This window comes from Mycobacterium pseudokansasii, from assembly GCF_900566075.1.
GTDB classification, from domain to species: Bacteria; Actinomycetota; Actinomycetes; order Mycobacteriales; family Mycobacteriaceae; genus Mycobacterium; species Mycobacterium pseudokansasii.
Map to the genome: position 1 here is coordinate 2,285,912 of NZ_UPHU01000001.1, position 24,527 is coordinate 2,310,438.

Below are 24,527 nucleotides of genomic sequence, written 5' to 3' on the forward strand. Positions count from 1 at the left end.
GGATCAACTTGCAGACGAGACATCAGCGAAAGCCAAAGTGTCCCGCTGCGCCGGCGGGCTCGCTCAGTCCAGGTAGTCGCGCAGGACTTGCGACCGACTGGGGTGGCGCAATTTCGACATGGTCTTGGACTCGATCTGCCGGATGCGCTCCCGCGTCACGCCGTATACCTGCCCGATCTCGTCGAGGGTGCGCGGCTGGCCATCGGTGAGGCCGAAGCGCAGCCGTACCACGCCGGCCTCGCGCTCGGACAGCGTGTCCAGGACCGACTGCAGCTGGTCTTGCAGCAGCGTGAACGACACCGCGTCCACGGCTACCACCGCTTCGCTGTCCTCGATGAAATCGCCCAGCTGGCTGTCGCCCTCGTCGCCGATGGTCTGGTCCAGCGAGATCGGCTCCCGGGCGTACTGCTGGATCTCGAGCACCTTCTCCGGGGTGATGTCCATCTCTTTGGCGAGTTCCTCGGGAGTGGGCTCGCGGCCCAGGTCCTGGAGGAGCTCACGCTGGATTCGGCCGAGCTTGTTGATCACCTCGACCATGTGTACCGGGATGCGTATGGTGCGGGCCTGGTCGGCCATGGCGCGGGTGATGGCTTGGCGGATCCACCAGGTCGCGTAGGTGGAGAACTTGTAACCCTTGGTGTAGTCGAACTTCTCGACCGCCCGGATCAAGCCCAGGTTGCCCTCCTGGATCAAGTCCAGGAACGCCATCCCGCGCCCGGTGTAGCGCTTGGCCAGGGAAACCACCAGCCGCAGGTTGGCCTCCAGCAGATGGTTCTTCGCGCGATCGCCGTCGCGGCAAATCCACATCATGTCGCGACGTTGCGCGGCGGGTAGCTTCTCGCCGCGCTCTGCCATCTCCGCCATCAACTGCGTGGCGTAGAGGCCGGCCTCGATCCGTTTGGCCAGCTCGACCTCTTCCTCGGCGTTGAGCAGCGCCACCTTGCCGATTTGCTTGAGGTAGGCGCGAACCGAGTCCGCGGACGCGGTGAGTTCGGCGTCTTTGCGCGCTTGGCGCAACGCTTCCGACTCGTCCTCGTCCCACACGAAATCGCCTGAGGCCTTGTCCTTCTCGGTGGGCTCGGCGATCTCCTCCTCGTCATCGACGGCGCTGCCGGGCGCTGCAACAGCCGGAGATTCAACCTCGTCGGTGTCCCCGACGTCGGTTGGATCGAGGTCGGCGTCGACGACGGCGGCGACAACGTCGTCCTCCACGTCGTCTTCAAGGTCGTCTAGGCCGAGACCGGCCTCGAGGTCAAGGTCCTCGACGGGGTCGACGTCAAGGTCTGGCTCATCGTCGAGGTCTTCGGCGGCATCAAGCGGAACCGCCGGGTCTGTGGCCGCGCCTTCAAGTTCGTCGCCGAACGTGTCGGCGTCGCGGGCCGGCGCCTTTGCGGCTTTGGCCGCGGTACGGCTTCTCTTCGGGCCAGTCGGCTCGGTGGCCTCGGCGTCGTTGGTGGCATCGGCGGCTTTTGTGGACCGGCCCGCCGCCTTGGTCGCCCGCTTCGCGGGGGCAGCGCCATTGGCTGTCTTTGCCGCCGGTCGCTTGGCGCCGGCTTTGGCCGGGGACTTGGTGGCGGTGCGCTTCACCGGCTCACCGGTCGCCTGGCTGGCCCTGGTCGCTGCCACATACACCCCTTCGGTGGTACTCGCTTCCGGTATGAGTCTGGGCGTGCTGAACCGAAAGTGTCTGCTATGTCGAATGTCGGCGTTGATGTCGGCGTGAAAACTCGCGCTTTATCGGTCAGGCGGTCGCCGACGACCATTGTAACTTCACTGCGCGCCCGTACTGCCCGAGCGGGAAAATTCAGTGGGTCACGTCCGTGGTGGACGCCATTGCTGCACCAACTATCCCGGCGGCGTTCTGCAGGGTTGCCGGCACCACAGGGGTGCGATTTCCCAGCAGATGCACCCATTTGTCGGCTTTGCGGCTGATGCCGCCGCCGGCGATGAACAGGTCGGGCCACATCGCGTTCTCAATAGCGACCAGAACCCGCGTCACCTGCTTGGCCCACTTTTCGTAGCTCCAGCCTTTCCTTTCCTTGACTGATGACGCGGCCCGCTGCTCGGCCTCCTTACCCCCGACCTCGAGATGCCCGAACTCCGTGTTGGGTATCAGCTTGCCGTTGTGGATGACCGCAGACCCGATACCGGTTCCGAAAGTGAGCAGGATGACCAGCCCGGAGTTGCCCTTGCCGGCTCCATAGCGTTCTTCCGCAAGCCCGGCCGCATCGGCGTCGTTGAGAACTGTCACCTGTTGACCGCCCAACTCGGCGCCGATGATTTCGCTGGCGTTGGTCCCGATCCATGACTTGTCCACATTGGCCGCGGTCTGGGCGACGCCATGCGTGACCACGCCGGGATAGGTCACTCCGAGTGGGCCGGTCCAGCCGAAGCCGTGAACCACCTCGGCGATGGTCTTGGCGACCGCTGACGGCGTGGCCGGTTGGGGAGTCAGCAGCTTGATCCGGTCCCCGATCAGCTGACCGGTGTCCAGGTCGACGATTCCGCCCTTGATGCCGCTGCCACCGACATCGATGCCGAACCCGCGACGCTGTTGTGTGGCAGCGGCGGTGGGGGACAGGGGGTCGGCGCTGGTCATCGGTTCTCCTCGGCGAGACATAAGTGTCCGACTACCTTAGCCCGCCTGCTTGTCAAGCCCGGGCATTCCGGCTCGGCCCGGCAAGGATGCAGGTTTTGCCTGTTTAGGCCTGTCGAGGAGCTGGGCGGATGTGGCTCGGCCCGGCGACGATGCGCGCTGGTCCGGGCGACTGTGATGCGATAGAGCGGTGACACGATCCGATAACGAGCCCGCGCGGCTGCGTTCGGTGGCCGAGACTCTCGCCGCGGATGCGGCCGAGTTCGTGCGTGGTCGGCGCGCCGAGATATTCGGTCTGCATCCGGCCACTGACAGCGGCGACGCGGTGCGGACCAAGACCACCCCGACCGACCCGGTGACCGTCGTCGATACCGATACCGAGCGACTGTTGCGTGAACGGCTGGTTCAGCTTCGGCCCGGTGACCCGATTTTGGGGGAGGAGGGCGGGGGCCCAGCAGACTCGGCGGCCGCGGCGGCCGACGCCGTGACTTGGGTGCTTGACCCCATTGACGGCACCGTGAACTTCGTCTACAGCATTCCGGCCTACGCGGTGTCGGTCGGAGCCCAAATCGGCGGCGTGTCGGTGGCCGGCGCGGTCGCTGATGTCGTCGGCGGCAGGGTGTATTCGGCTGCGGCGGGGCTAGGGGCGCATGTCACCGACCAGCACGGGACTCGCCGGTTGCGCTGCACCGATGTCGATAATTTGTCGATGGCCCTGTTGGGCACCGGCTTCGCGTACTCGACGCGGCGCCGCGCTACCCAGGCGGCGCTGCTGGCCCGGATGCTGCCGGTGGTCCGAGATGTGCGCCGGATCGGTTCTGCGGCCTTGGACTTGTGCATGGTCGCCGCCGGCCAACTGGATGCCTACTACGAGCACGGGCTGCAGGTGTGGGACCGCGCGGCGGGCGCCCTGATAGCAGCCGAGGCGGGAGCCCGGGTGCTATTGCCCGCCGCGAATGCCCCGCAAGGGGGCTTGGTGCTCGCCGCCGCGCCCGGCATTGCCGACGAGCTGTTGGCGGTGCTGACGCGATTCGATGCTCTGGAGCCGATCCCGGACTGAGCTGCTCAGCAACTGCTTGCGTGGATCTTGGCCACGAGCGTGGGATCGGTCGGCTCGGTGGCGCCGGGCCGCAGGCTCGCGAGCACGGCGTCGATGTCGTCGTTGTGGGCCAATGTGGTGAAGTCCGTGCCGAGGACGAGGTCGACCGAGTCGTCGGCACGGCCGTCGTGGAATAGCTCGGTACACGGCGCCACCAGCCATACCGCGGCGGCCGCGGCTTGACCTGCGGTGCCGAACCGGATCTGGCCCTGGCAGCTCAGCCGGGTACCGGCATACACCGGGTCGTTGGCGGCCGTCGGCTGGGCGAAACCGAGATCCTGCATGGCCCCGGCGATGTCGCCGGCTTGACCGCCCCGTCCGCTGGCGTTGAGGACGCGCACTTTGGTCTCGCTGAGTTTGGCCGGGGCGACGTCGGTCATTTCGGTTCGCGACACCGGCTCACCGAGCCTGGGCGGTGCCGTCGACCCGGCCGGCTGTGGCGGGGGGTTGCACGTCGCGGCCTCGCGGACGTCCGTCGGGCGGGTCAGGGCCACCGTCCACGCCACCGCCGTCGCGATCGCCAGCAGGATCACGACGACAATCGCGGGGCGGGGATTGCGCCGCCGAAATGGCCGACCGTGCTTGTCAAAGGCGGTGCCCTCGGTGATTTGTGCGACCACACGTGCACTGTAGTCCGCGCCTGGATTGCCGCGTTGAGGGCCGATCGCGAGGTCGACGAGGCGGGTGTGACGTAAATCACAGTCGATTGAGCCGAGTTCTGGGCACGAATCGTTTGGTGGATGCGTTCGACGCTGGTACAAAGCGATGCTTGAACTTATGAAAGGGCATGCGAGGGGACGGAATAATGCCTACCGACTATGACGCTCCACGGCGCACCGAGGCCGACGATGTGTCGGAGGATTCGCTGGAAGAGCTGAAAGCTCGACGGAACGAGGCGGCCTCGGCCGTGGTCGACGTGGATGAGTCCGAGTCCGCCGAGTCATTCGAGCTGCCTGGCGCCGACTTGTCCGGTGAAGAGCTGTCGGTGCGTGTTATCCCGAAGCAAGCAGACGAGTTCACCTGCTCGAGCTGCTTCCTGGTGCAACACCGCAGTCGACTGGCCAGCGAGAAGAACGGCGTGATGATCTGTACCGACTGCGCGGCGTGATCGCTGCACTCAGCTTGTCAGGGCCGACAACACCCGCTCGGGGTGACGGCAGCTCACCAGCCAGTACGGGGTGGGGTCCTCGGGATCGTCGAGCACCAGCAAAACCATGGGGCCGACCCATGCGCGATGCAGTACGAATGCTGCCGGGTCGAGCTGTCGGCCCAGTGCCGCTGACTTCGCGGTGCGCGCCACTTCGGCCGATCGGGAGACCACCGCGACCGGCAGGTGCGCCGCACCGGCCCACAGCTCGACGCCCGTCTGGTCGGCTGTGACTCGGATCTCCACCCGACCCAGCCACAGCAGCGTGCCGGCCGCGACGGCGAACAACGTCGCGAACGGCAGCCAGTCGGGCAGAGCGGCGATACCCATGTTGACTTCGAAAGCGATGAGCGCCGCCGCCGCAAACCCCAGCGGCCACCACCACCACGGCACCCATAGTCGCTCGCGGTATCGCACACTGTGCGGCGCGACGCGCGTACCCGACATTCGGTCAAGAGTAGTCTGTGGCCCCGTGTCGACCAGTGTGGCCGTTGTCCGTCTAGACCCAGGACTCCCGCTGCCCAGCCGCGCGCATCACGGCGACGCGGGGGTAGATCTCTACAGTGCGCAAGACGTGGAGCTAGCCCCCGGGCAGCGTGCACTGGTGCCGACGGGCGTCGCGGTCGCCATCCCGTTCGGGATGGTGGGTCTCGTCCATCCGCGCTCGGGCTTGGCCTCCCGGGTGGGGCTTTCGATCGTCAACAGCCCCGGCACCATCGACGCGGGTTACCGTGGCGAGATCAAGGTCGCGCTGATCAACCTCGACCCCGCCACTTCGATCGTGGTGCATCGAGGTGACCGTATTGCCCAGCTGCTGGTGCAGCGGGTCGAGTTGGTCGAGCTGGTCGAGGTCGTGTCATTCGACGAGGCCGGGCTGGCCGAGACATCCCGTGGCGATGGTGGCCACGGTTCCTCCGGCGGACATGCGAGTTTGTGATGGCATTCGGTAGACGCACACGCAACAGGGACAGCGGATCGAGTTCGGCCGAGCCGGAAGCACCGGCCGCCGCTGCGCCGAAAGCATCAGAACTGGCCGACGAAGACGGCGACGAGTTGGTGGGCCCGTTCGACATCGAAGACTTCGACGACCCTTCGGTCGCGGAGTTGGCCAGACTCGACCTGGGTTCGGTGTTGATCCCGATGCCCACGGCAGGCCAGGTGCAGGTCGAACTGACCGAGAACGGGGTCCCCAGCGCGGTGTGGATCGTCACGCCCAACGGCCGCTTCACCATCGCGGCCTATGCGGCGCCCAAGTCCGCCGGCCTGTGGCGTGAGGTGGCCGGCGAGCTGGCAGACTCGCTGCGTAAGGACTCGGCTCAGGTTTCCATCAAAGACGGCCCCTGGGGCCGGGAAGTGACCGGTACGGCCTCCGGCGTGGTGCGTTTCATCGGTGTCGACGGCTACCGCTGGATGATCCGATGTGTTGTCAACGGCCCGCACGAGACGATCGATGCGTTGACCGAGGAGGCTCGCGAGGCATTGGCGGACACCGTTGTGCGCCGCGGAGACACACCCCTGCCGGTACGTACCCCGTTGCCGGTGCAGTTGCCCGAGCCGATGGTGGAGCAGCTGCGTGAGGCTGCAGCCGCCCAGGCACAGGCGCAGGAGCAGGAGCAAGAGCAATCCAACCCACCGGCGGCCCGACGCGGTGCGGGCGGGTCGGCGATGCAGCAGTTGCGCAGCAGCACCGGCGGCTAGGGCTCGGCGAGCGTTCTAGGTCTCGGCCAGCGCTGCCAGGCAGGCGGCTCCCAGTGCGGCGGGATCCGCGCCGATCTCCTCCAGCGTCACCGTCCGTAGTGCTGCATGCGGCGCCGCGGTCACCCAGTCAACACCGACCTGCAGCGGGTGAATCGGATCATCGACGGCGGCAGCGACCCCCAACGGCGCGGCCAGCCGCTCCAGGTCGCTGCGGCCAGGCGCGATATAGGCTGCGGCTTCCTCCATGGCGTCGGGTAATTGCGGCCATTGAACCCGCCAGGATCGGGCCAGCTCGTCGGCCAACCAGGCGGGACTGGATGCCCGCATCTGCGTCGTCGTCGTCGCCAGACCGTCACGGCGCAACTGCGATGCCGTGTAGCGAGCCGCATGCGCGGCCGGGGCCGACTCGGGCGGCCCGGTCCACGCAGGTAGCGCCGCCAGGACGGCCACGGTCCGGTCGGGATGGGCCAGCGCCCACGCGACGGCGACGGCGGCTCCGATCGAGACGCCGCCGACCACCACGCGACCGCTGCGCGGGGCGTCATCCAGGGCGGCCAGGTACCCGGTTATCAAGTGCTCCGGTTGGGGCGCAGGTGCCACCAGCACCCCGCCGGCATCGTGCACGGGACCGGAAAACGCCCGGTAGACGTAGTCTTCGTCGGAACCGGTTCCGGGCAATACCACGGCCGTGACTCCGCGAAAATCGACTGGCATTCCTTGATAGTGCTCTGCCATGGCGGGTACTCCGACCCCGGTGCATCGATACGTGTGGCGGAGGGGAACCAACAGGTCTACGGTGACCGTTGGCATAGATGGAATGCTGATCGCAAGAGAAGAGCTTCCGTAGCGACGTTGGAGTGTCAGGAGAGGCCATGAGGGCCCAAGGTTATCTGCGCCGGCTGACCCGTCGGTTGACGGAAGACCCCGAGCAGCGCGACGTCGAAGAGTTGTCGGACGAAGTGCTGACTACCGGCGCGCAGCGCGTCATCGATTGCCAGCGTGGTCAGGAGGTCACGATGGTGGGCACGCTGCGCAGCGTGGAAACAAACGGCAAAGGTTGCGCAGGTGGTGTACGTGCCGAGTTGTTCGACGGTAGCGACACGGTGACGTTGGTGTGGTTGGGCCAGCGCCGGATCCCCGGCATCGACTCGGGCCGTACGCTGCGGGTGCGCGGCCGGCTGGGCAAGCTGGAAAACGGGAGCAAGGCCATCTACAACCCGCACTACGAAATTCAGCGGTGACCATCTGCATCATCTGGGTCCGTCGTGAGTGCTAACCGCCTCAGCGCCGAGCGCCTGCTGGCCCAAGCAGGTGGCGTGAGCGGTCTGATCTATTCGTCGCTGCCGGTGGTCGTCTTTGTCGCGGTGTCCAGTGTGGCCGGACTGTTGCCCGCAATCGGGTCTGCCGTGGGCATGGCCGCGTTGGTGTTGCTATTGCGGCTGATTCGGCGGGAATCCACCCAGCCCGCCGTTTCCGGGTTCTTCGGGGTCGCCGTGTGTGCGCTGATCGCCTACCTGGTGGGTCAGTCCAAGGGCTATTTCTTGTTGGGCATTTGGATGTCGCTGCTGTGGGCGGTGATTTTCGCCCTGTCGGTGGTGATTCGCCGGCCCGCCGTCGGCGTCCTGTGGAGTTGGGCCGCCGGACGGGACCGCAGCTGGCGCGACATAGCCCGGGCCCGCTACGCGTTTGACATCGCCACGCTGGGTTGGACGCTGGTGTTCGCCGCCCGGTTCATCGTCCAGCGGCTTCTCTACGATGCCGACAAGACCGGCTGGCTGGGTGTCGCGCGCATCGGGATGGGCTGGCCGCTCACCGCGATGGCGGCGCTGGCGACATACGCCGCGATAAAGGCCGCTCAGCGGGCGATGCCGGTCCTCGAAGGCCCTGCGGTGGCAGGGGTGGTAGAAATCGATACCGACACCGGTCGCGAGCTCTAGCGGCTTGCGGGTGTGCGCTCGCGGCGTTGACCGTGTGTGACGGCTCTCAATACGCGGGCGCGGCGGGATTGCTGCCGACTGGGCCGGCCCTGGTCGCACCGGGAACAGCGGTAACTCACACTCGAGGACCGGGCTCACCGGCCGCCGGTGAGGTTGGCGGCAGCAACAGCCGGCTCAGCTCCTCCTCTGCCTCGGTGACCGCGACGAACAGCAATTCGTCGCCCCCTTCCAGCGGCTCATCGGCTTGCGGCACGATGACTCGCGGTCCGCGCAGGATCGTGACCAGTACCGCATCCCGCGGTAATTGCAACTTGCGTACGGGCTTGCCGCCCCAGGGTGTGTCGTCGGGCAGTGTGATCTCCACCAGGTTTGCCTGGCCCTTGCGGAATTCCATCAGCCGTACCAGGTCGCCGACGGCGACGGCCTCCTCGATCAGCGAGGCCAGCATGCGCGGAGTGGAAACCGCCACGTCAACGCCCCAGGCGTCGGTGAACAACCACTCGTTGCGGGGATCGTTGACTCGGGCCACCACCCGCGGCACCGCGAATTCGGTCTTGGCCAGCAGGCTGAGTACCACGTTGACCTTGTCGTCGCCGGTAGCGGCAACCACGACATCGAAATCCTCGAGGTGCACCGACTCCAGGAGGCTCAGCTCGCAGGCATCCCCCAATTGCCAATGCGCGGTCGGGATGGCATCGGGGTCAAGGTGGTCGCGATTGCGCTCGATCAGGGTCACATCGTGCCCATTTCCAATGAGTTCGCGGGTCACTGAGCGGCCGACGGCGCCGGCCCCGGCGACGACTACCTTCATCTGCGCCACTCCTTAACCCCGGCTCGAAGCCGGGCCGAGCCGGCGTCTTCGTCGTGGGCGCGCTTCATCTGCGCCACTCCTTAACCCCGGCTCGAAGCCGGGCCGAGCCGGCGTCTTCGTCGTCGGCGCGCTTCATTTGCGCGGCCCTGACTCGAAGTCCTCACTGGGCGGCAGGGCCGCAATGGCCACCGCCTCGGCCGCCCGGCCGGAGATGGCGGCAACGTAGACCTGATCGCCGGCCTGCAGGATCGTCTTCGGCTCGGGCAGCACCCCGGTTCCGAATCGGATCAGGAACGCCGCCCGAGCGCCGGTGGCCTGCTCCAAGTCTGTGACCCGGTGCCCGATCCAGTCCTCGTGCAAGATGACCTCGGCGACGGCGACGGTACCGGTGGGATCGCGCCACTTGGCGGTCTCAGTTTCGCGGAGCAACGCGTTGAGCAGCCGGTCGGTGGTCCAGGGCACCGTGGCGATCGTGGGGATACCCAGGCGTTCGTAGACCTCGGCGCGCTTGGCGTCATAGATGCGGGCGACCACTCGCGGCACACCGAAGGTTTCCCGGGCCAACCGTGCCGAGATGATGTTGGAGTTGTCTCCAGAGGACACCGCAGCGAATGCGTCGGCACCTTCGATGCCTGCCCGCAGCAGCACATCTCGGTCGAATCCCTGGCCAAGCACCCGCTCACCGGCAAACTCGGGGCTGAGCCTGTTGAAAGCGGTGCTGTCACGGTCGATGACCGCGACGTCGTGGCCGATGCGGGACAGCGCGTCGGCCACCGACGAGCCGACCCGGCCGCACCCCATCACTACCACTCGCACGTGACGTCCTCTCGGCCGTAGCTGCTTCGGTGCGCAAAATTCTCGCCCAGGGAACGCTACCGTCAAAGCCGTCGGGGCTTACCCTTGGCTCTCGTGTCCAAACTTTCCACCGCCGCGCGCCGGCTGCTGATCGGCAGGCCGTTTCGCAGCGACCGGCTGAGCCACACGCTACTGCCGAAGCGGATCGCGTTGCCGGTATTCGCCTCGGATGCGATGTCGTCGGTGGCCTACGCACCCGAAGAGATCTTTCTGATGCTGTCGGTGGCCGGTCTCGCCGCGTACTCCATGGCGCCGTGGATCGCACTGGCGGTGGCCGCGGTGCTACTCGTGGTGGTATCGAGCTACCGGCAGAACGTGCACGCCTATCCGTCGGGGGGCGGCGACTACGAAGTCGTCAGCACCAATCTGGGCCCGACCGCCGGTCTCGTGGTCGCCAGCGCCCTGATGGTCGATTATGTTCTCACAGTTGCGGTTTCGATCGCATCGGCGATGTCGAATATCGGTTCGGCGATCCCCTTCGTGTATGAGCACAAGGTGTTCTTCGCAGTGAGCGCCATCGTGCTGGTGACGGCGATGAACCTGCGGGGGGTCCGCGAATCCGGGCTGGCATTCGCCGTTCCGACCTATGCGTTCATCATCGGAGTCGGCGCGATGCTCTGTTGGGGGCTGTTCCGGATCTACGTGTTAGGCAACCCGCTGCGCGCCGAGTCCGCCGGATTCGTGATGCACGCCGAACACGGCAAGGTCGTCGGTGCCGCACTGGCATTCCTGGTAGCCCGCTCGTTCTCCTCGGGCTGCGCGGCACTGACGGGTGTGGAGGCGATCAGCAACGGGGTCCCGGCCTTTCAGAAGCCCAAGTCCCGCAACGCCGCCACGACACTGCTCATGCTGGGCACCATCGCGGTGACCTTGCTGATGGCCATGGTTCTGCTCGCCGTTGAAACCGGGGTCCAGGTCGTCGACGATCCGGAAACACAGCTGACCGGCGCCCCGCCCGGCTATCAACAAAAAACATTGGTCGCTCAATTGGCGCAGACCGTATTCGGTGGCTTCCACGTCGGGTTCTTGTTGATCGCCGCGGTCACCGCGCTGATCTTGGTGTTGGCGGCCAACACCGCGTTCAACGGCTTCCCGGTGCTCGGCTCGGTGCTGGCGCAGCACAGCTACCTGCCACGCCAGCTGCACACCCGCGGTGACCGGCTGGCGTTCTCCAACGGGATCTTGTTCCTCGCCGCGGCCGCCATCGCCGCGGTGATGGCCTTCCGCGCCGAACTCACCGCTCTGATCCAGCTGTACATCGTCGGTGTGTTCATTTCGTTCACGCTGAGCCAGATCGGGATGGTCCGGCATTGGACTCGGTTACTTCGCACCGAGACCGATCCCGCGGGCCGGCGCAAGATGATCCGCTCGCGGGTGGTCAACTCGGTCGGACTGGTGTCCACCGGCACCGTCCTGCTGATCGTCCTGGTCACGAAATTCCTTGTGGGCGCCTGGATTGCGATCGTCGCCATGGGCGCCCTGTTCATGCTCATGAAGCTGATCCGCCGCCACTATGACGCGGTCAACCGGGAGCTGGCGGAACAGGCCGCAGCGCAGGACAACGAAATCGTATTGCCCAGCCGCAATCACGCCGTGGTTCTGGTGTCGAAGTTGCATCTGCCGACACTGCGTGCGCTGGCCTACGCGCGGGCCACTCGTCCCGATGTGCTCGAGGCCGTCACGGTCAGCGTTGACGATGCCGAGACCCGTGACTTGGTTCACAAGTGGGAGGAAAGCGATATCAGCGTGCCGCTGAAGGTCATCGCTTCGCCCTACCGTGAGGTGACCCGTCCGGTTCTGGATTACGTCAAACGGGTCAGCAAGGAATCCCCGCGGACCGTGGTGACGGTGTTCATTCCGGAGTATGTGGTGGGCAGGTGGTGGGAGCAGCTGTTACACAACCAGAGCGCGCTGCGGCTCAAGGGCAGGTTGCTGTTCATGCCGGGGGTGATGGTGACATCGGTTCCTTGGCAACTGACTTCGTCGGAGCGGGTGAAGACGCTACAGCCTCATGTGGCTCCCGGCGATGCGCGGCGAGGCATTTTCGATTGACCCTGGCACCCGAACTGACGCTGGTCACCGGCGCGCCCGCGAATGGCGGTAGCTGTGTGGCGCGCCACGAAGGCCGGGTGGTCTTCGTCCGCAATGCCTTGCCCGGGGAGCGGGTGCGGGTGCGGGTCATCTCCGAGCGTCAATCCTATTGGCACGCAGAGGTTATCGAGGTGCTCGATCCGTCTCCGGACCGGATCGAGTCGTTGTGCCCGATTGCCGGGGCGAATGGCGCCGGCTGTTGCGATCTGGCTTTTGCCGCCCCGGAAGCGGCGCGGGCGCTCAAGGCGCATGTGGTAGCCGATCAACTGAAACGGCTCGGCGGATACAACTGGTTCGGCGCGGTCGAACCGCTTTCGGATGCTGGTCCTACCGGTTGGCGCACCCGGGTGCGACTCGAGGTGGGACCCTCCTGTCGCGTCGGCTTTCACCGCTACCACAGCAGCGCGTTGGTGACCGATTTGCATTGCGGGCAGGTGCCCGCCGGGATGCTCGACGACCTGAACCCTGGTCGTTCCTGGCCGCCCGGCGGCCAGCTGAATGTGGTCCTCGACGACGACGGCCAGCGTCACGTGGTGCTTACGGTCCGTCACGGCCGAAGGGTCACCACCAGAGTCGTCGAGGGTAGCTATCACGCGGTACAGCGGGTCGGCAGGCGCAGTTGGCGGGTGCCGGTGACGGCTTTCTGGCAGCCGCACCGGGATGCGGCGGGCGTGTACAGCCGCCTGGTCGCGGACTGGGCTGAGGCGGGTGTCGGCATGACCGCGTGGGATCTCTACGGCGGCGCCGGCGTTTTTGCCGCGGTGCTGGGTGAGGCGGTCGGAGAGTCGGGGCAAGTATTGACCGTCGATAGCGCGCGTGCAGCGTCGAGGACCGCCCATGCTGCGCTGGCCGATCTGCCGCAGGTAGCCGTCGTCAACGATTCGGTGCGGCGGGCTTTGTCGGGTCAATCTCGTGCCGACGTCGCGGTGCTGGACCCGTCGCGCACCGGCGCCGGGCGCGACGTGATCAACCTGCTGGCCGCCGCGCGGGTGCCGCGTATCGTACATATCGGTTGTGAAGCAGCATCTTTCGCGCGCGATATCGGCCTCTACCGCAGTCATGACTATGTGGTGGAGAAGATCAAGGTGTTCGACGCGTTCCCGCTGACTCATCACGTGGAGTGCATTGCGCTGTTGACCTGCTAGGCGCGATCCCGCGCCGAGACTGCGATGAGCGTGCGCACCAAGGCACTTGGCGCGCAGTGGGCGCAGGCTCGACGCCATCAGTGCAGTCTCGACGGGGTCCTGCCTGCATCGCTGTGCTCACCGGCCCGCGGCTATCCCAATACGAAGTAGCGCAGCCACAAGTAGATCGCCGACAACGCGATTGAGACCGCGGTGACCACAAAGCCTTTGCGGGTGAATTCCCAGAACGAGATGGGAGTGCCTGCGCGCCTGGCGATTCCGAGCATGACGACGTTGGCGCTGGCTCCCACCGCGGTCAGGTTGCCCCCGAGGTCGGCGCCCAGCGCCAGCGCCCACCACAGCGTGTTGGGGTGGATGTGACCCGGCATGGCTGCGACCAGTTCGGTGACGATCGGTGTCATCGTGGCCACATAAGGAATGTTGTCGATGATGCCCGATATCGGTGCTGAGGCGCCGAGGATCAGGAATACCGTGAGTGTTTCGTTGCCGCCGGTCAACTCGGTCGCGGCCCGTGCCAGCTTGTCGACGACGCCCGTCTTCACCAGAGCGCCGACCATGACGAACAATCCCGCGAAGAACAGCAGGGTGTCCCATTCGACGCTGGACAGGTAATCCGAGCGCTCCAGTCCCGAGATCACGACGAGGACGCCGGCGCCCAGCAACGCCACCACGGACGGCTGGATGTGCAGCACCGGATGGGCGACGAACGCGGCGAACACCAGCAGCAGCACCACGCCGCACTTGATCAGCAGCCCGGTATCGCGGATGGCTTCCCGTTCGTCGAGCGACATGACGTCGGCCACCCGGTCGGCCTCGACCGCGATGGAGCCGAACAGGACGGGCAGCAGGGCGACGAAGACGACGAGCACGATCAGCACGATCGGCGCCATGTGGATCAGGAAGTCGTTGAACGTCAACCCCGCTCGGCTGGCGATGATGATGTTGGGCGGATCGCCGACCAGCGTCGCCGCGCCGCCAATGTTGGATGCGAAGACCTCGGCCATCAGGAATGGCGACGCGTTGATCGCCAGCCGGTCGCATACCAGCAGCGTGACCGGCGCGATCAACAGCACCGTGGTGACGTTGTCCAGCATGGCCGAACCGAACGCCATGACCAGCACCAGCAGGATCATGATCCGGCGCGGAGAGCCCTTCGCGCGTTTGACCGCCCAGATGGCCACGTATTCGAAGACGCCGGTCTGGCGCAGCACGCCGACGATGATCATCATGCCCAGCAGCAAAAAGATGACGTCCCAATCGATCCCGGTCTGCGACGAATAGAACGCGTCGTGGGAGCCGACGACCCGAACCGCGAGCATGATCCCCGCTCCCGCCAGCGCCACCAGGGTCTTGCTGACCCGGTCGCTGGCGATCAGTGCGTAGGCGACCACGAATATCGTGATGGCGATGACGCTCATCGGCTGTCCTCCATCGTTTTCGCTGCGATTCGGTCATCCCAACGCGAAGTAGCGCACCCAGAGGTATAGCGCTGCCAGCGCCAGCGACATGATCGTCACCACAATGCCCTTGCGGGTGAACTCCCAAAACGAGATGGGATTGTCCGCCCTTTTGGCGATGCCCAGGATGACGACGTTGGCGCTGGCGCCGATGGCGGTGAGGTTGCCGCCGAAGTCGGTGCCCAGCGCCAAGGCCCACCACAGCACGTCCGGGTTTCCCCGGTCGATGAGCACCGGTGTCAGCTCGGCGACGATCGGCGTCATGGTCGCGGCATAGGGAACGTTGTTGACGACGCCGCTGATCACCAGCGATGCGGCCAGGATCACCATCGTCGCCAACAAGGTGTTGCCGCCGGTCGCGGTGACGGCCAACTCCGCCATCTGCTTGACGACACCCGTCTTCACCAGGGCGCCGACCATGATGAACAGGCCGGCGAAGAACAACAGCGTGTCCCATTCGACGCTGGACAGGTAATCGGACTGCTCCAGCCGGGAGACGACGACCAGGATCCCGGCGCCGACGAGGGCCACCATGGACGGCTTCAGATGCAGTGGCTCATTGGCGATGAACGCCGCGAACACCGCGGCGAGGACGACACCACACTTGATCAGTAGCCCGTGATCGCGGATGGCCTCTTTTTCTTCGAGCTGCATCACATCGGCAACCCGATCCGGGTCGGCGGCGAAGGCGCCGGGAAACAGCCGCGGCAGCATCAAGGTGAAGACCGCGACCACGATCACGACGATCGGGGCCAGGTGGATCAGGAAGTCGTTGAAGCTCAGGCCTCCCCGGCTGGCGATCACGATGTTGGGTGGATCGCCGACCAAGGTGGCCGTGCCGCCGAGGTTGGAGGCGAGCGCTTCGGCGATCAAATACGGGGCGGCGTTGATCGCCAGCCGGTCGCACACCAGCAGCGTGACGGGGGCGATCAGCAACACCGTGGTGACGTTGTCCAGCAGGGCCGAAGCGATCGCGGTGACCAGTACCAGCAGGATCATGATCCGCAGTGGCGACCCGCGGGCTCGCTTGGCCGCCCAGATCGACACGTATTCGAACACCCCGGTCTGGCGCAGCACACCGACGATGATCATCATGCCCAACAGCAAAAAGATGACGTCCCAATCGATTCCGGTCTCGTGGGAATAGAAGACGTCCTCGGAGTTGATGACCGGCAGCGCGACCACGATCGCTGCGCCCGTCAGCGCCACCAGCGTCTTGTTGACGCGTTCGCTGGCGATCAGTGCGTAGGCAACCACAAAGACCGCGAGCGCGAACACGCTCATCGGATAGTTGCCTGTGCTGCCGCTGAATCCCGTGCGATCAACGCTGCAGCGCCGCTGCTAGGAGGCGCGATGCGGTGATCACCCCGTGCAACTTGCCGTTCTTGACCACCGCGAGCAACGGGCTGCGCAGCCGGGCCATGATCGCGGCCACCTCGATGATGGTGTCGTCGGCGTTGACCGGCGGAACTTCGGCCAGGTGGTCGGGCAACACGTCGCGAACCGTCTTGCCGCTCAACTTTTCGGCGCAGCGGTCGGCCATTGATTCGTTGAGCACGCCGGCCAGCGAAGGGTCGTCCTGGACATAGCGGGGCACCAGGAATCGCACAACCTGAGAGGCCGGCAATACCGCGTACGGCGTTCCCGACGGTTTGGTGACCAGCAGCCCGGGCAGGCCGTGCTCGGCCAGCAGGCGAGCCGCGTCCAGCGCGTTCGAATTGATGTCGATAACCGGAAAATCTTCGGCGATATCCTCGGCCCGCATAGGGCGACGATACGTCGCTTTTCCGGTCGCGGTCAGCTCTGTTGGGCCCATAATGTTCTTTCGCGTCGTCGGGCATTGCTGGTATCACTCGACGCCGACCAGGCTTCCCGGCTCACCGGCCACTGACGTTATCAAGGTCGCTCACGAGGGCTAAATCGGCCCTTGCTGCGTACACTGGCGGGATGCTGCAACAGATCCGTGGGCCCGCCGATCTGCAGCACCTTTCCCAGGAACAGCTACGGGAGCTGGCCCAGGAAATCCGTGAGTTTCTGATCCACAAGGTTGCCGCGACCGGGGGACACCTCGGGCCGAACCTGGGGGTCGTGGAACTGACGCTGGCGCTGCATCGGGTGTTCGATTCACCGCACGACCCGATCATCTTCGACACGGGTCATCAGGCCTACGTCCACAAGATGCTGACCGGACGCGCCCAGGATTTCGAAAGCCTGCGCAAAAAAGGTGGGCTGTCGGGTTATCCGTGCCGCGCCGAAAGCGAACACGACTGGGTGGAGTCCAGTCATGCCAGTGCGGCGCTGTCGTATGCCGACGGCCTGGCCAAGGCGTTCGAGTTGACCGGGCACCGCAATCGGCACGTGGTGGCGGTGGTGGGCGACGGCGCGCTCACCGGCGGCATGTGCTGGGAGGCGCTGAACAATATCGCCGGGTCGCACCGGCCGGTGATCATCGTGGTCAACGACAACGGCCGCAGCTACGCCCCGACCATCGGCGGTGTCGCCGATCATTTGGCCACGCTGCGGCTGCAGCCGGCCTACGAGCAGATGCTGGAGAAGGGCCGCGATGTGGTGCGTGCGGTGCCGCTGGTCGGTGAGGTGTGCTACCACTTCCTGCACAGCGTCAAAGCCGGCATCAAGGACTCTCTGTCACCGCAGCTGATGTTCACCGACCTCGGGCTGAAGTACCTCGGACCTGTCGACGGGCACGACGAACGGGCGGTGGAGGTGGCGCTGCGCAAGGCCCGTGGATTCGGCCGCCCGGTGATCGTGCATGTCGTCACCCGCAAAGGAATGGGCTATGCCCCGGCCGAAGCCGACGAGGCCGAGCAGATGCACTCCACCGTCCCCATCGACCCGGTGACCGGGCAGGCCACCAAGACGGCCGGCCCGGGCTGGACGGCAACGTTCTCCGACGCGCTGATCGGTTACGGCACAAAGCGGCGCGACATCGTCGCCATCACCGCGGCCATGCCCGGACCCACCGGGCTGACGGCATTCGGGCAGCGCTTCCCGGACCGGTTGTTCGACGTCGGTATCGCCGAGCAGCACGCGATCACCTCGGCCGCCGGACTGGCGATGGGCGGTATGCACCCCGTGGTCGCGATCTATTCGACGTTCCTGAACCGCGCTTTCGACCAGATCATGATGGACGTGGCGCTGCACAAGCTGCCGGTCACCATGGTGCTGGACCGCGCCGGCATCACCGGCGCGGATGGCCCCAGCCACAACGGCATGTGGGACTTGTCGATGCTGAACATCGTGCCCGGCATCCGGGTGGCCGCACCCCGAGACGCCACTCGGCTGCGCGAGGAACTCGGTGAGGCGCTCGACGTCACCGACGGCCCGACGGCCTTGCGGTTTCCGAAAGGTGATGTCGGGGAAGATATTCCGACGCTGGAGCGGCGGGCCGGAGTGGACGTGCTCGCGCTGCCGGCCGAGGGCCTGAACCACGATGTGCTGCTGGTGGCGGTGGGCCCGCTGGCCGTGATGGCGCTGGCGGTGGCCAAGCGGCTGCACAACCAGGGCATCGGGGTGACGGTGATCGATCCGAGATGGGTGCTGCCGGTGCCCGACGGTGTTCGCGAGCTGGCGGTGCGGCACAAGCTGCTGGTCACGCTGGAGGACAACGGGGTCAACGGCGGCGTGGGCTCAGCGGTGTCGGCCGCATTGCGGCATGCGGAGATCGACGTGCCGTGCCGCGACGTCGGGCTGCCGCAGGAGTTCTTCGATCACGCGTCACGAGGTGAGGTGTTGGCCGATCTGGGGCTGACCGACCAGGATGTGGCCCGCCGCATCACCGGTTGGGTTGCCGCGCTGGGGATGTCAGAAGCGGGCGGGTACGGCCGGTCTCTGGGGACGGCGTCGGAGATCAGCGAGCGTCTCGACTAGGGATTGTCGCTCTCGGGTTGGGCATTGGCCCGGGCCACCGCGGCAGCCAGCACCGGCACCACCAGTCGGCGCTGCCACGCCCGCGCATGGCCGGCCCGCAGGAACTCGTCGATCGCGTTGGCGGCGCCCTCGAGCGAATCCGCCCACTCCCAGCACAGCCGTCGCACCAACTCGGGCGAAACCAGGTTTTCCGTCGGCACCCCCACCCGCTGCGACAGTTCCGACAGCGCCGCGCGGACCGCCTCCAACCGGGCGGCCGCCTCGGGTTTCCGCCTGCTCCACCTCGCCGGCAGCGGGGGCCCGTTGGCCGACTCGGTTACCTCGGGTGGATTTTGGTTTTCCCGGGCCGCTTCCAGCGCCGCCAGCCACGTCGCGGCATTACGACGCTGGTTGCGCCCGCCGAACACCGGCAACGCGACGAGGTCCTCGACCGATCTCGGGTCTGCGATGGCCGCGTCGACGATGGCCGAGTCCGGCAGGATCCGGCGCGGCGCGATGTCGCGCAGCTGGGCAATCCGGTCCCGGGCCAGCCACAGCTCGCGAACCGCGGCCAATCCCCGGCGGTCACGCACCTTGTGGATGCCGGAGGTTCGCCGCCAGCGGTCCGGCCGCGCCGAAACCGCGGACGACCTCGATTCGTATTTCCGAAGATGCTCGAATTCCTCTGCGGCCCAACCGGTTTTTCCTTGTTCGGTCAGCACCTGCGAGATCGCTGCGCGCAGCTCGATCAGCAGCTCGACGTCGAGGGCGGCATAGTTCAGCCAGGCCGGTGGCAGCGGACGCTTGGACCAGTCGGCGGCACCGTGGCCCTTGGCCAGCCCCATCCCCAGCAGCCGCTCGACCATGGTCGCCAAGTTCACCCGATCGAACCCGGCCAGGCGTCCCGCCAGTTCGGTGTCGTAGAGCGCCGACGGCCGCATGCCGACCTCGGCCAGACACGGCAGGTCCTGATCGGCGGAGTGCAGGATCCACTCGTCTTCCCCGAGCACCTCGGCGACCGGCTGCAGCACGGTCGCCGGCTCGCCGCCGTGGCTGACCGGGTCGATCAGTACGGTGCCGGCGCCGGCCCGCCGGATCTGGATCAGATAGGCCCGGTTGGAGTAGCGAAAACCCGACGCCCGCTCGGCGTCCACTGCAAAGGGCCCGTAGCCGCGGTCCAAGAGCTCCGCCGCGGCTTCGATCTGGCCGACGGTCACCGACAGCTCCGGTATCCCCTGCGCCGGACGCAGTAGTGGCGTCGGCCCGGGTGCCGTGCTGCCCGACGGTTCGGTCTCCGCCGGAGACGGATCGGGGCACATGTCAGGCGCGTGACCGCGAGCTCAGGTCGATGACCCCGGTCGGGGGTAGGCCCGCGGCATGTTCGAGAACATCGCAGAACGCCTCGACGTGGCTGCCCACCTCGGGTGTGGTGGCCGTCCACGACGCCCGCAGCTCGAGCTGGTGGGCGCGCGGCGGTCCGGAGATATCGCCGTAGCGCACCGAGGTGGTGGCGGTGACGGTGCCGCCCAGCGCGGTCATGTGCTCGGTGCGCGACTCGAGGGCCTCCACCAGCCAGCTCCACGCCACCTCGGGCAGCAACGGATCGATGGCTTCCTGTGAGTCGAGGTCGGCCTGGATGTAGGCGACCAGGCGAATGGTGCCGTCCCAGGCGTCGGAGCCCTCCGGGTCGTAGAGCAGGATGAGCCGGCCGAACGCGTCACCTTCGGACCGCTCGGGGACGATGTCGAGATCGGGATGTTTGACCTCGGCTCCCAGCGCGTAGCTGTAGGGCGCCAGCCGCTGCGGCGGACGGATGGGGCCGAGTTCGATCTCCGGGCGCACGGTGACAGCGTTCATGGCCGCGACCGCCTCGCGGAAGGGGGCCGGTTCGGGTGCGGTCACGAGCTCCGCTCCTGCTCGTCGCTGCGCTCCGCATGGTCGTCGGCGCGGGTCACAAAATCCGACGGTAGACCTAACGTCCGACACGCGCAGACAGGCGCGCCGAATCATGCTCAGCCCCCGGAACCGGCGCCAAATCGCGCCGGGCGCTTCTCGCGGTGCGCGGCCAATCCTTCCCGCACGTCAGGGCCGCTGAAGCTGAGGAATTCCAGGCCCAGCGACGTTTCGAAGGCGGGCCCGAACATGCGGTACCAGTGATTGAGACTGTGCTTGGTCCAGCGGATCGCGTGTTGGGCGCCCTGCGCCAGATTCTCGGCAAGGCTCGTCGCGGTGGCAAGCACGTCGTCGTCGTCGACGCACGTCGAGACCAGGCCGATGCGCTCGGCTTCCGCACCGGACAGCGGCTCACAGGTCAGCAGGTAGTACTTGGCTTTGGCCATGCCCACCAGCAGCGGCCAGCAGATGGCGGCGTGGTCCCCGGCGGCCACCCCGAGCTTGGTGTGTCCGTCGATGATCTTCGCGGTCCGCCCCGCCACCGAGATGTCGGCCAGCAGGGCCACCACCAGGCCGGCGCCGACGGCCGGTCCGCGGATCGCCGAGACCACCGGTTTGTCGAGGTTGATCAGGTTGAGCACCAGATCGCGGGCCTCGCGCATGATGCGGACCCGGTCGTGGTAGTCACCCATGGTCTGGTCGATCAGGTCGAAGCTGCCGCCGGAGGAAAACGCTGTGCCCTCACCACGCACCAGCACCACCCGCACGGCCGGGTCGCGGTCGATCACCGGCCAGATGTCGGCCAGGTCGCGATGCATCTGCGGCCCGACCGAATTCAGGCCGGGGGAGTCCAGAACCAGGTTCAGCACGCCGTTATCGGTGGGTTCTATTCGCAGACTTGGGAACTCGTCGTAGTCGACGGGCGGGTGGCGCACTGGCATACCAGGATGTTACGCACGGGCTGATCGGCTGCCGACCAGGGCGTCTGCCTTGACGTCACCGCGCACGATCCGCTCGGCCAGCCGCGAGGCCAGCGCCATGATGGTCAGCGCCGGGTTGGCGCTGCCCTGGGTGGGGCACACCGAACCGTCGGCGATGAACAGGTTGGGCACCGCCCAGCTTCGCTGGTCGGAGTTGACGACGCTGCTCTCGGGGTCGCTGCCCATCCGGGCGCCGCCGATGAGGTGGGCGAAGCGCTGGATGGTCAGCACATCCTGCGCGCCGGCGGCGTGCAGGATGTTGGTGATCACCTGAGTGGAGTACTCCATGTTGGCCTTGTCGTTGTCCGACAGGTGGTAGTCGAAACGGGCGATGGGCAGCCCGTAGTGATCGGTCTCCTCGGCCAGGGTGACGCGGTTGTCGGCGTGCGGGAGCAGCTCGTTGAGCACGCCGATGGTGGACCAGTGGTTGTAGTCGCGCATGTATTCGCGTAGCGCCGCGCCCCAGTGCCCGTCGGCCAGCACATGCTCGGCCCAGCCGATCGGCAGCGGGGACACGGTTTGGATGGAGAATCCGCGGGCGAAGCCGCGATCGGGATCGGTTTCGTAGAACTGCTCCGAGGACACCTCCGGCGGCGGCGCCTTGTACATGCGCAATTCCTCGGGCCAGCGGCCCGCGGTCTGCGATGCTCCCTGCACCATGACGTAGCGGCCCACCTGGTCGTGGTTGTTGCACAATCCCTTCGGGAAACGTGGACTGGCGGAGTTGAGCAGCAACCGTGGTGTTTCGATCGAATATCCAGCCACTGCAACCACTTTAGCGCGCTGAAACCGCTCACGGCCCCTACCTCCGTCGAAATACGTTACCCCGCTTGCATTTCCGTTTTCGTCGAGCTCGACTCGGCTGGCCATGCAATTGCCTCGGATCTCGACGCCGTGGGTCAGCGCGTCGGGCAGGTGAGTGACGTACGGGCTGGCCTTGGCGTTGACCTTGCAACCCTGCAGGCAATAGCCCCGGTAGATGCAGTGCGGCCGGTTACCGAAGGTGCCGTTGACGATGCCGACCGGGCCGACCCGCATCTCGATGCCGAGATTCATCGCGCCTTCCCACAGCTTCATCGCAGCGCCCGAAACCGGATGCGGCGCATGCGGATAGCGGTGCGGATATCCCCACGGCCAGTCCTGACCGGCCACCGGCAGCTCGAGCTCGAGGCGCTCGTAGTGTGGCCGCAGGTCGGCGTAGCTGATCGGCCAGTCGGCGCCGACCCGGTCGCGGGTGAAGGTCTCGAAGTCGCTGGGATGAAAGCGCGGCGTGTAGCCGGCGTAGTGCACCATCGACCCGCCCACGCCGCGACCGGAGTTGTTCTTGCCCAGCTCGACCGGATCCGATCCGCCGATGATCCGCTTCTGCGTCCAGTACAACTCGTGCGACCCCGCCTCGTCGGACACCCAGTCCTCGTCGGGGTGCCAGAACGGGCCGGCCTCCAGGATCACGATGCGCCAGCCGGCCCGGGCCAGCCGCTGGGCCAGCACCGAACCACCGGCGCCGGCGCCGACGACCACCAGGTCGACCTCCTCGTTGTCGGAGTAACGGCGCATGGTGGACTCGCCGGGCAGGTCACGGGAGTGCACGTCGAGCAGGAACCGCGAATCGTTGTCGCGCGGCCCGAGCGAGCCCTTGAGCAGCCCGCGCCAGAAATCACCCATCGATGTGTTCCTGTTCGACAGTGGCGACGGGGTCTTCGGAGGTGGCGCCCGGGGCTTCGAACGGCTCCCGGCTTCCCACGCCGCCCAGCCGCATGAAGCCCCGGGGATAGGCCGGCCCGCCGAAGCCGATCTCGTTCCATGCCCACGGGTGGCTGTAGAAGCCGCTCAGGGTCATGCGCATCACCACCGACCAGGCCCGGGAGACATTCACTTTCTCCCACATGCCGCCGGACAGCTCGCCGTCGGCGAACTGCTGCACCACCGATTCGCGGGTCGCCAGGTCGGCCGCCGCGAACGACTCCGCGCCGGCGGCGCGGGCGGACTCATCGAGGCCGGACAGCACCAGCCGCCAGGTGTCGCGGTCGTCGGGCATGTCGTCGTATTGATAGCCGTCCAGCCGGCCATCGGCGAGCTTGGCGTCGACGAACTCGGCCACCGGTATCCGCGGCTCGGCGTCCTGGGCCAGGACGGTGTCACAAAAGGCGCGCAGCGCCGGCTCCTGCGGCGCTTCGAAGAACCGCAGTGGCCCCGGCTTGTCCAGCCGGGCCAACACCACCCGCCGGGTGGCCGCGTCCCAGCTGTCGACAGTCGACAGCACGTCATAGTCGGGATAGCGGCCGATCATTTGCGGGGTTACGCCGCGGCGCTGGCGCGGCAGCCACGACGGATGCAGCGGCTTGCCGTCCGGTCGCAGCTTCGGCAGGTGCTGCCCGTTCGCGATGTCAGGCACGGCGCTACTTCTCCCGTCGCAAGACCGCGGCCAGCAGACCCATCGCCCCGACGATGCTCATCAGGCCGGGCGCGGCGATGGGCGGACCCATCGGCACGTTGTAGTAGTACAGCCGCCACCCGCCGGGCCGGCGCGCGACGCCGCGCGCGTGGAAATACTGGCCCATCAACCCGTTCGCCGCGTACACCGCGGCCGTGACCGGCAACCACCGCTTGGCCCAGCGCTTGGAGAACACCCCGCCCACCCCGGCAACCACCACCGGCGGGGTGACCACGATCGGGCTCCACATCCATTTGTTGCCGAAGCTGGCGCGATAGTGCTCGAAGTAGATCTCCGCGGTGGTCACCAGCGCCGCAAACGCCGTCAGCCCCGACAACGACCGCTCGAAGCGACCGTGGGCGACGTTGTGCAACACCCGGTCGACGAAATACTCCGCCTCCTCGGCCAAATGCCCGCTAGGTGCCGAATCTCGAGTCAGCAACATTGAACCCGTCTCCTTGCCTGCCATCTATGAGTCTTCGAGGGGCGAACTTCCGCGCACTGCGGCGACCGCTGT

The 24,527-nt window shown here is 66.7% G+C and carries 24 protein-coding genes and 1 pseudogene; 9 read left to right on the plus strand and 16 right to left on the minus strand.

Going from position 1 to position 24,527, the window contains the following annotated elements; genetic code table 11:
• Positions 1–63 precede the first annotated feature (63 nt).
• A complete protein-coding gene (locus EET10_RS10410; protein ID WP_036403939.1) occupies positions 64–1,626 on the minus strand; it encodes an RNA polymerase sigma factor in 1,563 nt (520 codons plus the stop codon).
• A gap of 178 nt (positions 1,627–1,804) precedes the next feature.
• Positions 1,805–2,599 (minus strand): polyphosphate--glucose phosphotransferase, encoded by a 795-nt coding sequence (ppgK, locus tag EET10_RS10415; RefSeq protein ID WP_122502129.1) that lies wholly within the window; start codon positions 2,597–2,599, stop codon positions 1,805–1,807.
• Between the two features lie 187 nt (positions 2,600–2,786).
• Between ppgK and EET10_RS10420 the strand changes: the two genes are divergently transcribed.
• Positions 2,787–3,656 carry an inositol monophosphatase family protein gene (locus tag EET10_RS10420; protein WP_036403711.1) on the plus strand — a complete coding sequence of 290 codons (870 nt, stop codon included), beginning with the start codon at positions 2,787–2,789 and terminating at the stop codon, positions 3,654–3,656.
• A gap of 5 nt (positions 3,657–3,661) precedes the next feature.
• On the opposite strand, the gene cei is transcribed toward EET10_RS10420, so the two are convergent.
• Positions 3,662–4,315, minus strand: a complete 654-nt coding sequence (cei, locus tag EET10_RS10425; protein WP_063468689.1) for an envelope integrity protein Cei — start codon at positions 4,313–4,315, stop codon at positions 3,662–3,664.
• 185 nt (positions 4,316–4,500) lie between these two features.
• On the opposite strand from cei, the gene EET10_RS10430 reads away from it, so the two are divergent.
• Positions 4,501–4,803, plus strand: a complete 303-nt coding sequence (locus EET10_RS10430; protein ID WP_023372621.1) for a DUF4193 domain-containing protein — start codon at positions 4,501–4,503, stop codon at positions 4,801–4,803.
• Between the two features lie 9 nt (positions 4,804–4,812).
• On the opposite strand, the gene EET10_RS10435 is transcribed toward EET10_RS10430, so the two are convergent.
• Complete coding sequence (locus tag EET10_RS10435; RefSeq protein ID WP_036403709.1) at positions 4,813–5,289, minus strand: DUF3093 domain-containing protein; 477 nt, start codon at positions 5,287–5,289, stop codon at positions 4,813–4,815.
• 25 nt (positions 5,290–5,314) lie between these two features.
• On the opposite strand from EET10_RS10435, the gene dut reads away from it, so the two are divergent.
• Together dut and EET10_RS10445 are read left to right on the plus strand one after the other, a co-directional pair.
• Positions 5,315–5,779 (plus strand): dUTP diphosphatase, encoded by a 465-nt coding sequence (dut, locus tag EET10_RS10440; protein WP_036403707.1) that lies wholly within the window; start codon positions 5,315–5,317, stop codon positions 5,777–5,779.
• Complete coding sequence (locus tag EET10_RS10445; RefSeq protein ID WP_036403705.1) at positions 5,776–6,540, plus strand: DUF3710 domain-containing protein; 765 nt, start codon at positions 5,776–5,778, stop codon at positions 6,538–6,540. Before dut ends, EET10_RS10445 begins: the two co-directional genes overlap by 4 nt.
• 15 nt (positions 6,541–6,555) lie before the next feature.
• Here the strand turns inward: EET10_RS10445 and EET10_RS10450 are convergent, their stop codons facing one another.
• A complete protein-coding gene (locus EET10_RS10450) occupies positions 6,556–7,254 on the minus strand; it encodes a hypothetical protein (protein WP_036403937.1) in 699 nt (232 codons plus the stop codon).
• Between the two features lie 158 nt (positions 7,255–7,412).
• On the opposite strand from EET10_RS10450, the gene EET10_RS10455 reads away from it, so the two are divergent.
• Together EET10_RS10455 and EET10_RS10460 are read left to right on the plus strand one after the other, a co-directional pair.
• Entirely contained in the window at positions 7,413–7,781 is a 369-nt protein-coding gene (locus EET10_RS10455) for an OB-fold nucleic acid binding domain-containing protein (RefSeq protein ID WP_036403703.1), read from the plus strand.
• A 24-nt stretch (positions 7,782–7,805) separates the two neighbouring features.
• Positions 7,806–8,477, plus strand: a complete 672-nt coding sequence (locus tag EET10_RS10460; RefSeq protein ID WP_063468687.1) for a DUF3159 domain-containing protein — start codon at positions 7,806–7,808, stop codon at positions 8,475–8,477.
• Positions 8,478–8,592: 115 nt separating this feature from the next.
• Here EET10_RS10460 and EET10_RS10465 read toward each other — a convergent pair whose 3' ends face one another.
• On the minus strand, positions 8,593–9,288 hold the full coding sequence (locus tag EET10_RS10465; RefSeq protein WP_036403935.1) for a potassium channel family protein: 696 nt from the start codon (positions 9,286–9,288) through the stop codon (positions 8,593–8,595).
• 132 nt (positions 9,289–9,420) lie between these two features.
• Positions 9,421–10,104: a potassium channel family protein gene (locus EET10_RS10470; RefSeq protein ID WP_063468686.1), complete on the minus strand. Its 684-nt coding sequence runs from the start codon at positions 10,102–10,104 to the stop codon at positions 9,421–9,423.
• Positions 10,105–10,197: 93 nt separating this feature from the next.
• Between EET10_RS10470 and EET10_RS10475 the strand changes: the two genes are divergently transcribed.
• Both EET10_RS10475 and EET10_RS10480 read left to right on the plus strand, forming a co-directional pair.
• Positions 10,198–12,195: an APC family permease gene (locus tag EET10_RS10475; protein WP_063468685.1), complete on the plus strand. Its 1,998-nt coding sequence runs from the start codon at positions 10,198–10,200 to the stop codon at positions 12,193–12,195.
• Positions 12,192–13,379 (plus strand): class I SAM-dependent RNA methyltransferase, encoded by a 1,188-nt coding sequence (locus tag EET10_RS10480; RefSeq protein ID WP_423793592.1) that lies wholly within the window; start codon positions 12,192–12,194, stop codon positions 13,377–13,379. Before EET10_RS10475 ends, EET10_RS10480 begins: the two co-directional genes overlap by 4 nt.
• A 131-nt stretch (positions 13,380–13,510) precedes the next feature.
• On the opposite strand, the gene EET10_RS10485 is transcribed toward EET10_RS10480, so the two are convergent.
• Genes EET10_RS10485 through EET10_RS10495 form a run of 3 tightly spaced genes read right to left on the minus strand, consistent with a single transcriptional unit; the run spans position 13,511 to position 16,601 of the window.
• On the minus strand, positions 13,511–14,797 hold the full coding sequence (locus EET10_RS10485; protein WP_036403699.1) for an ArsB/NhaD family transporter: 1,287 nt from the start codon (positions 14,795–14,797) through the stop codon (positions 13,511–13,513).
• Positions 14,798–14,830: 33 nt separating this feature from the next.
• On the minus strand, positions 14,831–16,120 hold the full coding sequence (locus EET10_RS10490; RefSeq protein ID WP_036403697.1) for an ArsB/NhaD family transporter: 1,290 nt from the start codon (positions 16,118–16,120) through the stop codon (positions 14,831–14,833).
• A 37-nt stretch (positions 16,121–16,157) separates the two neighbouring features.
• Positions 16,158–16,601, minus strand: a complete 444-nt coding sequence (locus EET10_RS10495; RefSeq protein WP_036403695.1) for a CBS domain-containing protein — start codon at positions 16,599–16,601, stop codon at positions 16,158–16,160.
• Positions 16,602–16,783: 182 nt separating this feature from the next.
• Here EET10_RS10495 and dxs point away from each other — a divergent pair, with 182 nt between their 5' ends.
• Positions 16,784–18,724: a 1-deoxy-D-xylulose-5-phosphate synthase gene (dxs, locus tag EET10_RS10500; protein WP_051490551.1), complete on the plus strand. Its 1,941-nt coding sequence runs from the start codon at positions 16,784–16,786 to the stop codon at positions 18,722–18,724.
• Here the strand turns inward: dxs and EET10_RS10505 are convergent.
• From EET10_RS10505 to EET10_RS10530, 6 genes and pseudogenes are all read right to left on the minus strand, one after another.
• Positions 18,721–20,022: an HRDC domain-containing protein gene (locus tag EET10_RS10505; protein ID WP_099188239.1), complete on the minus strand. Its 1,302-nt coding sequence runs from the start codon at positions 20,020–20,022 to the stop codon at positions 18,721–18,723. The genes dxs and EET10_RS10505 overlap by 4 nt on opposite strands.
• A gap of 1 nt (position 20,023) precedes the next feature.
• A pseudogene (locus tag EET10_RS10510) lies at positions 20,024–20,658 on the minus strand (DUF3000 domain-containing protein).
• A 57-nt stretch (positions 20,659–20,715) separates the two neighbouring features.
• A complete protein-coding gene (locus EET10_RS10515; protein ID WP_036403693.1) occupies positions 20,716–21,537 on the minus strand; it encodes an enoyl-CoA hydratase/isomerase family protein in 822 nt (273 codons plus the stop codon).
• Positions 21,538–21,546: 9 nt separating this feature from the next.
• Positions 21,547–23,241, minus strand: a complete 1,695-nt coding sequence (locus EET10_RS10520; RefSeq protein ID WP_122502130.1) for a GMC family oxidoreductase — start codon at positions 23,239–23,241, stop codon at positions 21,547–21,549.
• Complete coding sequence (locus tag EET10_RS10525; RefSeq protein ID WP_063468680.1) at positions 23,234–23,971, minus strand: gluconate 2-dehydrogenase subunit 3 family protein; 738 nt, start codon at positions 23,969–23,971, stop codon at positions 23,234–23,236. The genes EET10_RS10520 and EET10_RS10525 overlap by 8 nt, the downstream gene beginning before the upstream one ends.
• Positions 23,972–23,975: 4 nt before the next feature.
• Positions 23,976–24,455: a hypothetical protein gene (locus EET10_RS10530; RefSeq protein ID WP_099188736.1), complete on the minus strand. Its 480-nt coding sequence runs from the start codon at positions 24,453–24,455 to the stop codon at positions 23,976–23,978.
• Between the last annotated feature and the right edge of the window lie 72 nt (positions 24,456–24,527).

What these genes read in the sequence shown, in the direction of transcription:
- EET10_RS10495 (WP_036403695.1), bottom strand. Translation starts at nt 16,601, where the DNA reads ATGCGGGCCGAGGATATCGCCGAAGATTTTCCGGTTATCGACATCAAT.
- EET10_RS10530 (WP_099188736.1), bottom strand. Translation starts at nt 24,455, where the DNA reads ATGTTGCTGACTCGAGATTCGGCACCTAGCGGGCATTTGGCCGAGGAG.
- ppgK (WP_122502129.1), bottom strand. Translation starts at nt 2,599, where the DNA reads ATGACCAGCGCCGACCCCCTGTCCCCCACCGCCGCTGCCACACAACAG.
- EET10_RS10455 (WP_036403703.1), top strand. Translation starts at nt 7,413, where the DNA reads ATGAGGGCCCAAGGTTATCTGCGCCGGCTGACCCGTCGGTTGACGGAA.
- EET10_RS10435 (WP_036403709.1), bottom strand. Translation starts at nt 5,289, where the DNA reads ATGTCGGGTACGCGCGTCGCGCCGCACAGTGTGCGATACCGCGAGCGA.
- EET10_RS10515 (WP_036403693.1), bottom strand. Translation starts at nt 21,537, where the DNA reads ATGCCAGTGCGCCACCCGCCCGTCGACTACGACGAGTTCCCAAGTCTG.
- EET10_RS10465 (WP_036403935.1), bottom strand. Translation starts at nt 9,288, where the DNA reads ATGAAGGTAGTCGTCGCCGGGGCCGGCGCCGTCGGCCGCTCAGTGACC.
- dxs (WP_051490551.1), top strand. Translation starts at nt 16,784, where the DNA reads ATGCTGCAACAGATCCGTGGGCCCGCCGATCTGCAGCACCTTTCCCAG.
- EET10_RS10490 (WP_036403697.1), bottom strand. Translation starts at nt 16,120, where the DNA reads ATGAGCGTGTTCGCGCTCGCGGTCTTTGTGGTTGCCTACGCACTGATC.
- EET10_RS10520 (WP_122502130.1), bottom strand. Translation starts at nt 23,241, where the DNA reads ATGGGTGATTTCTGGCGCGGGCTGCTCAAGGGCTCGCTCGGGCCGCGC.
- EET10_RS10450 (WP_036403937.1), bottom strand. Translation starts at nt 7,254, where the DNA reads ATGCCAGTCGATTTTCGCGGAGTCACGGCCGTGGTATTGCCCGGAACC.
- EET10_RS10485 (WP_036403699.1), bottom strand. Translation starts at nt 14,797, where the DNA reads ATGAGCGTCATCGCCATCACGATATTCGTGGTCGCCTACGCACTGATC.
- EET10_RS10505 (WP_099188239.1), bottom strand. Translation starts at nt 20,022, where the DNA reads ATGTGCCCCGATCCGTCTCCGGCGGAGACCGAACCGTCGGGCAGCACG.
- EET10_RS10430 (WP_023372621.1), top strand. Translation starts at nt 4,501, where the DNA reads ATGCCTACCGACTATGACGCTCCACGGCGCACCGAGGCCGACGATGTG.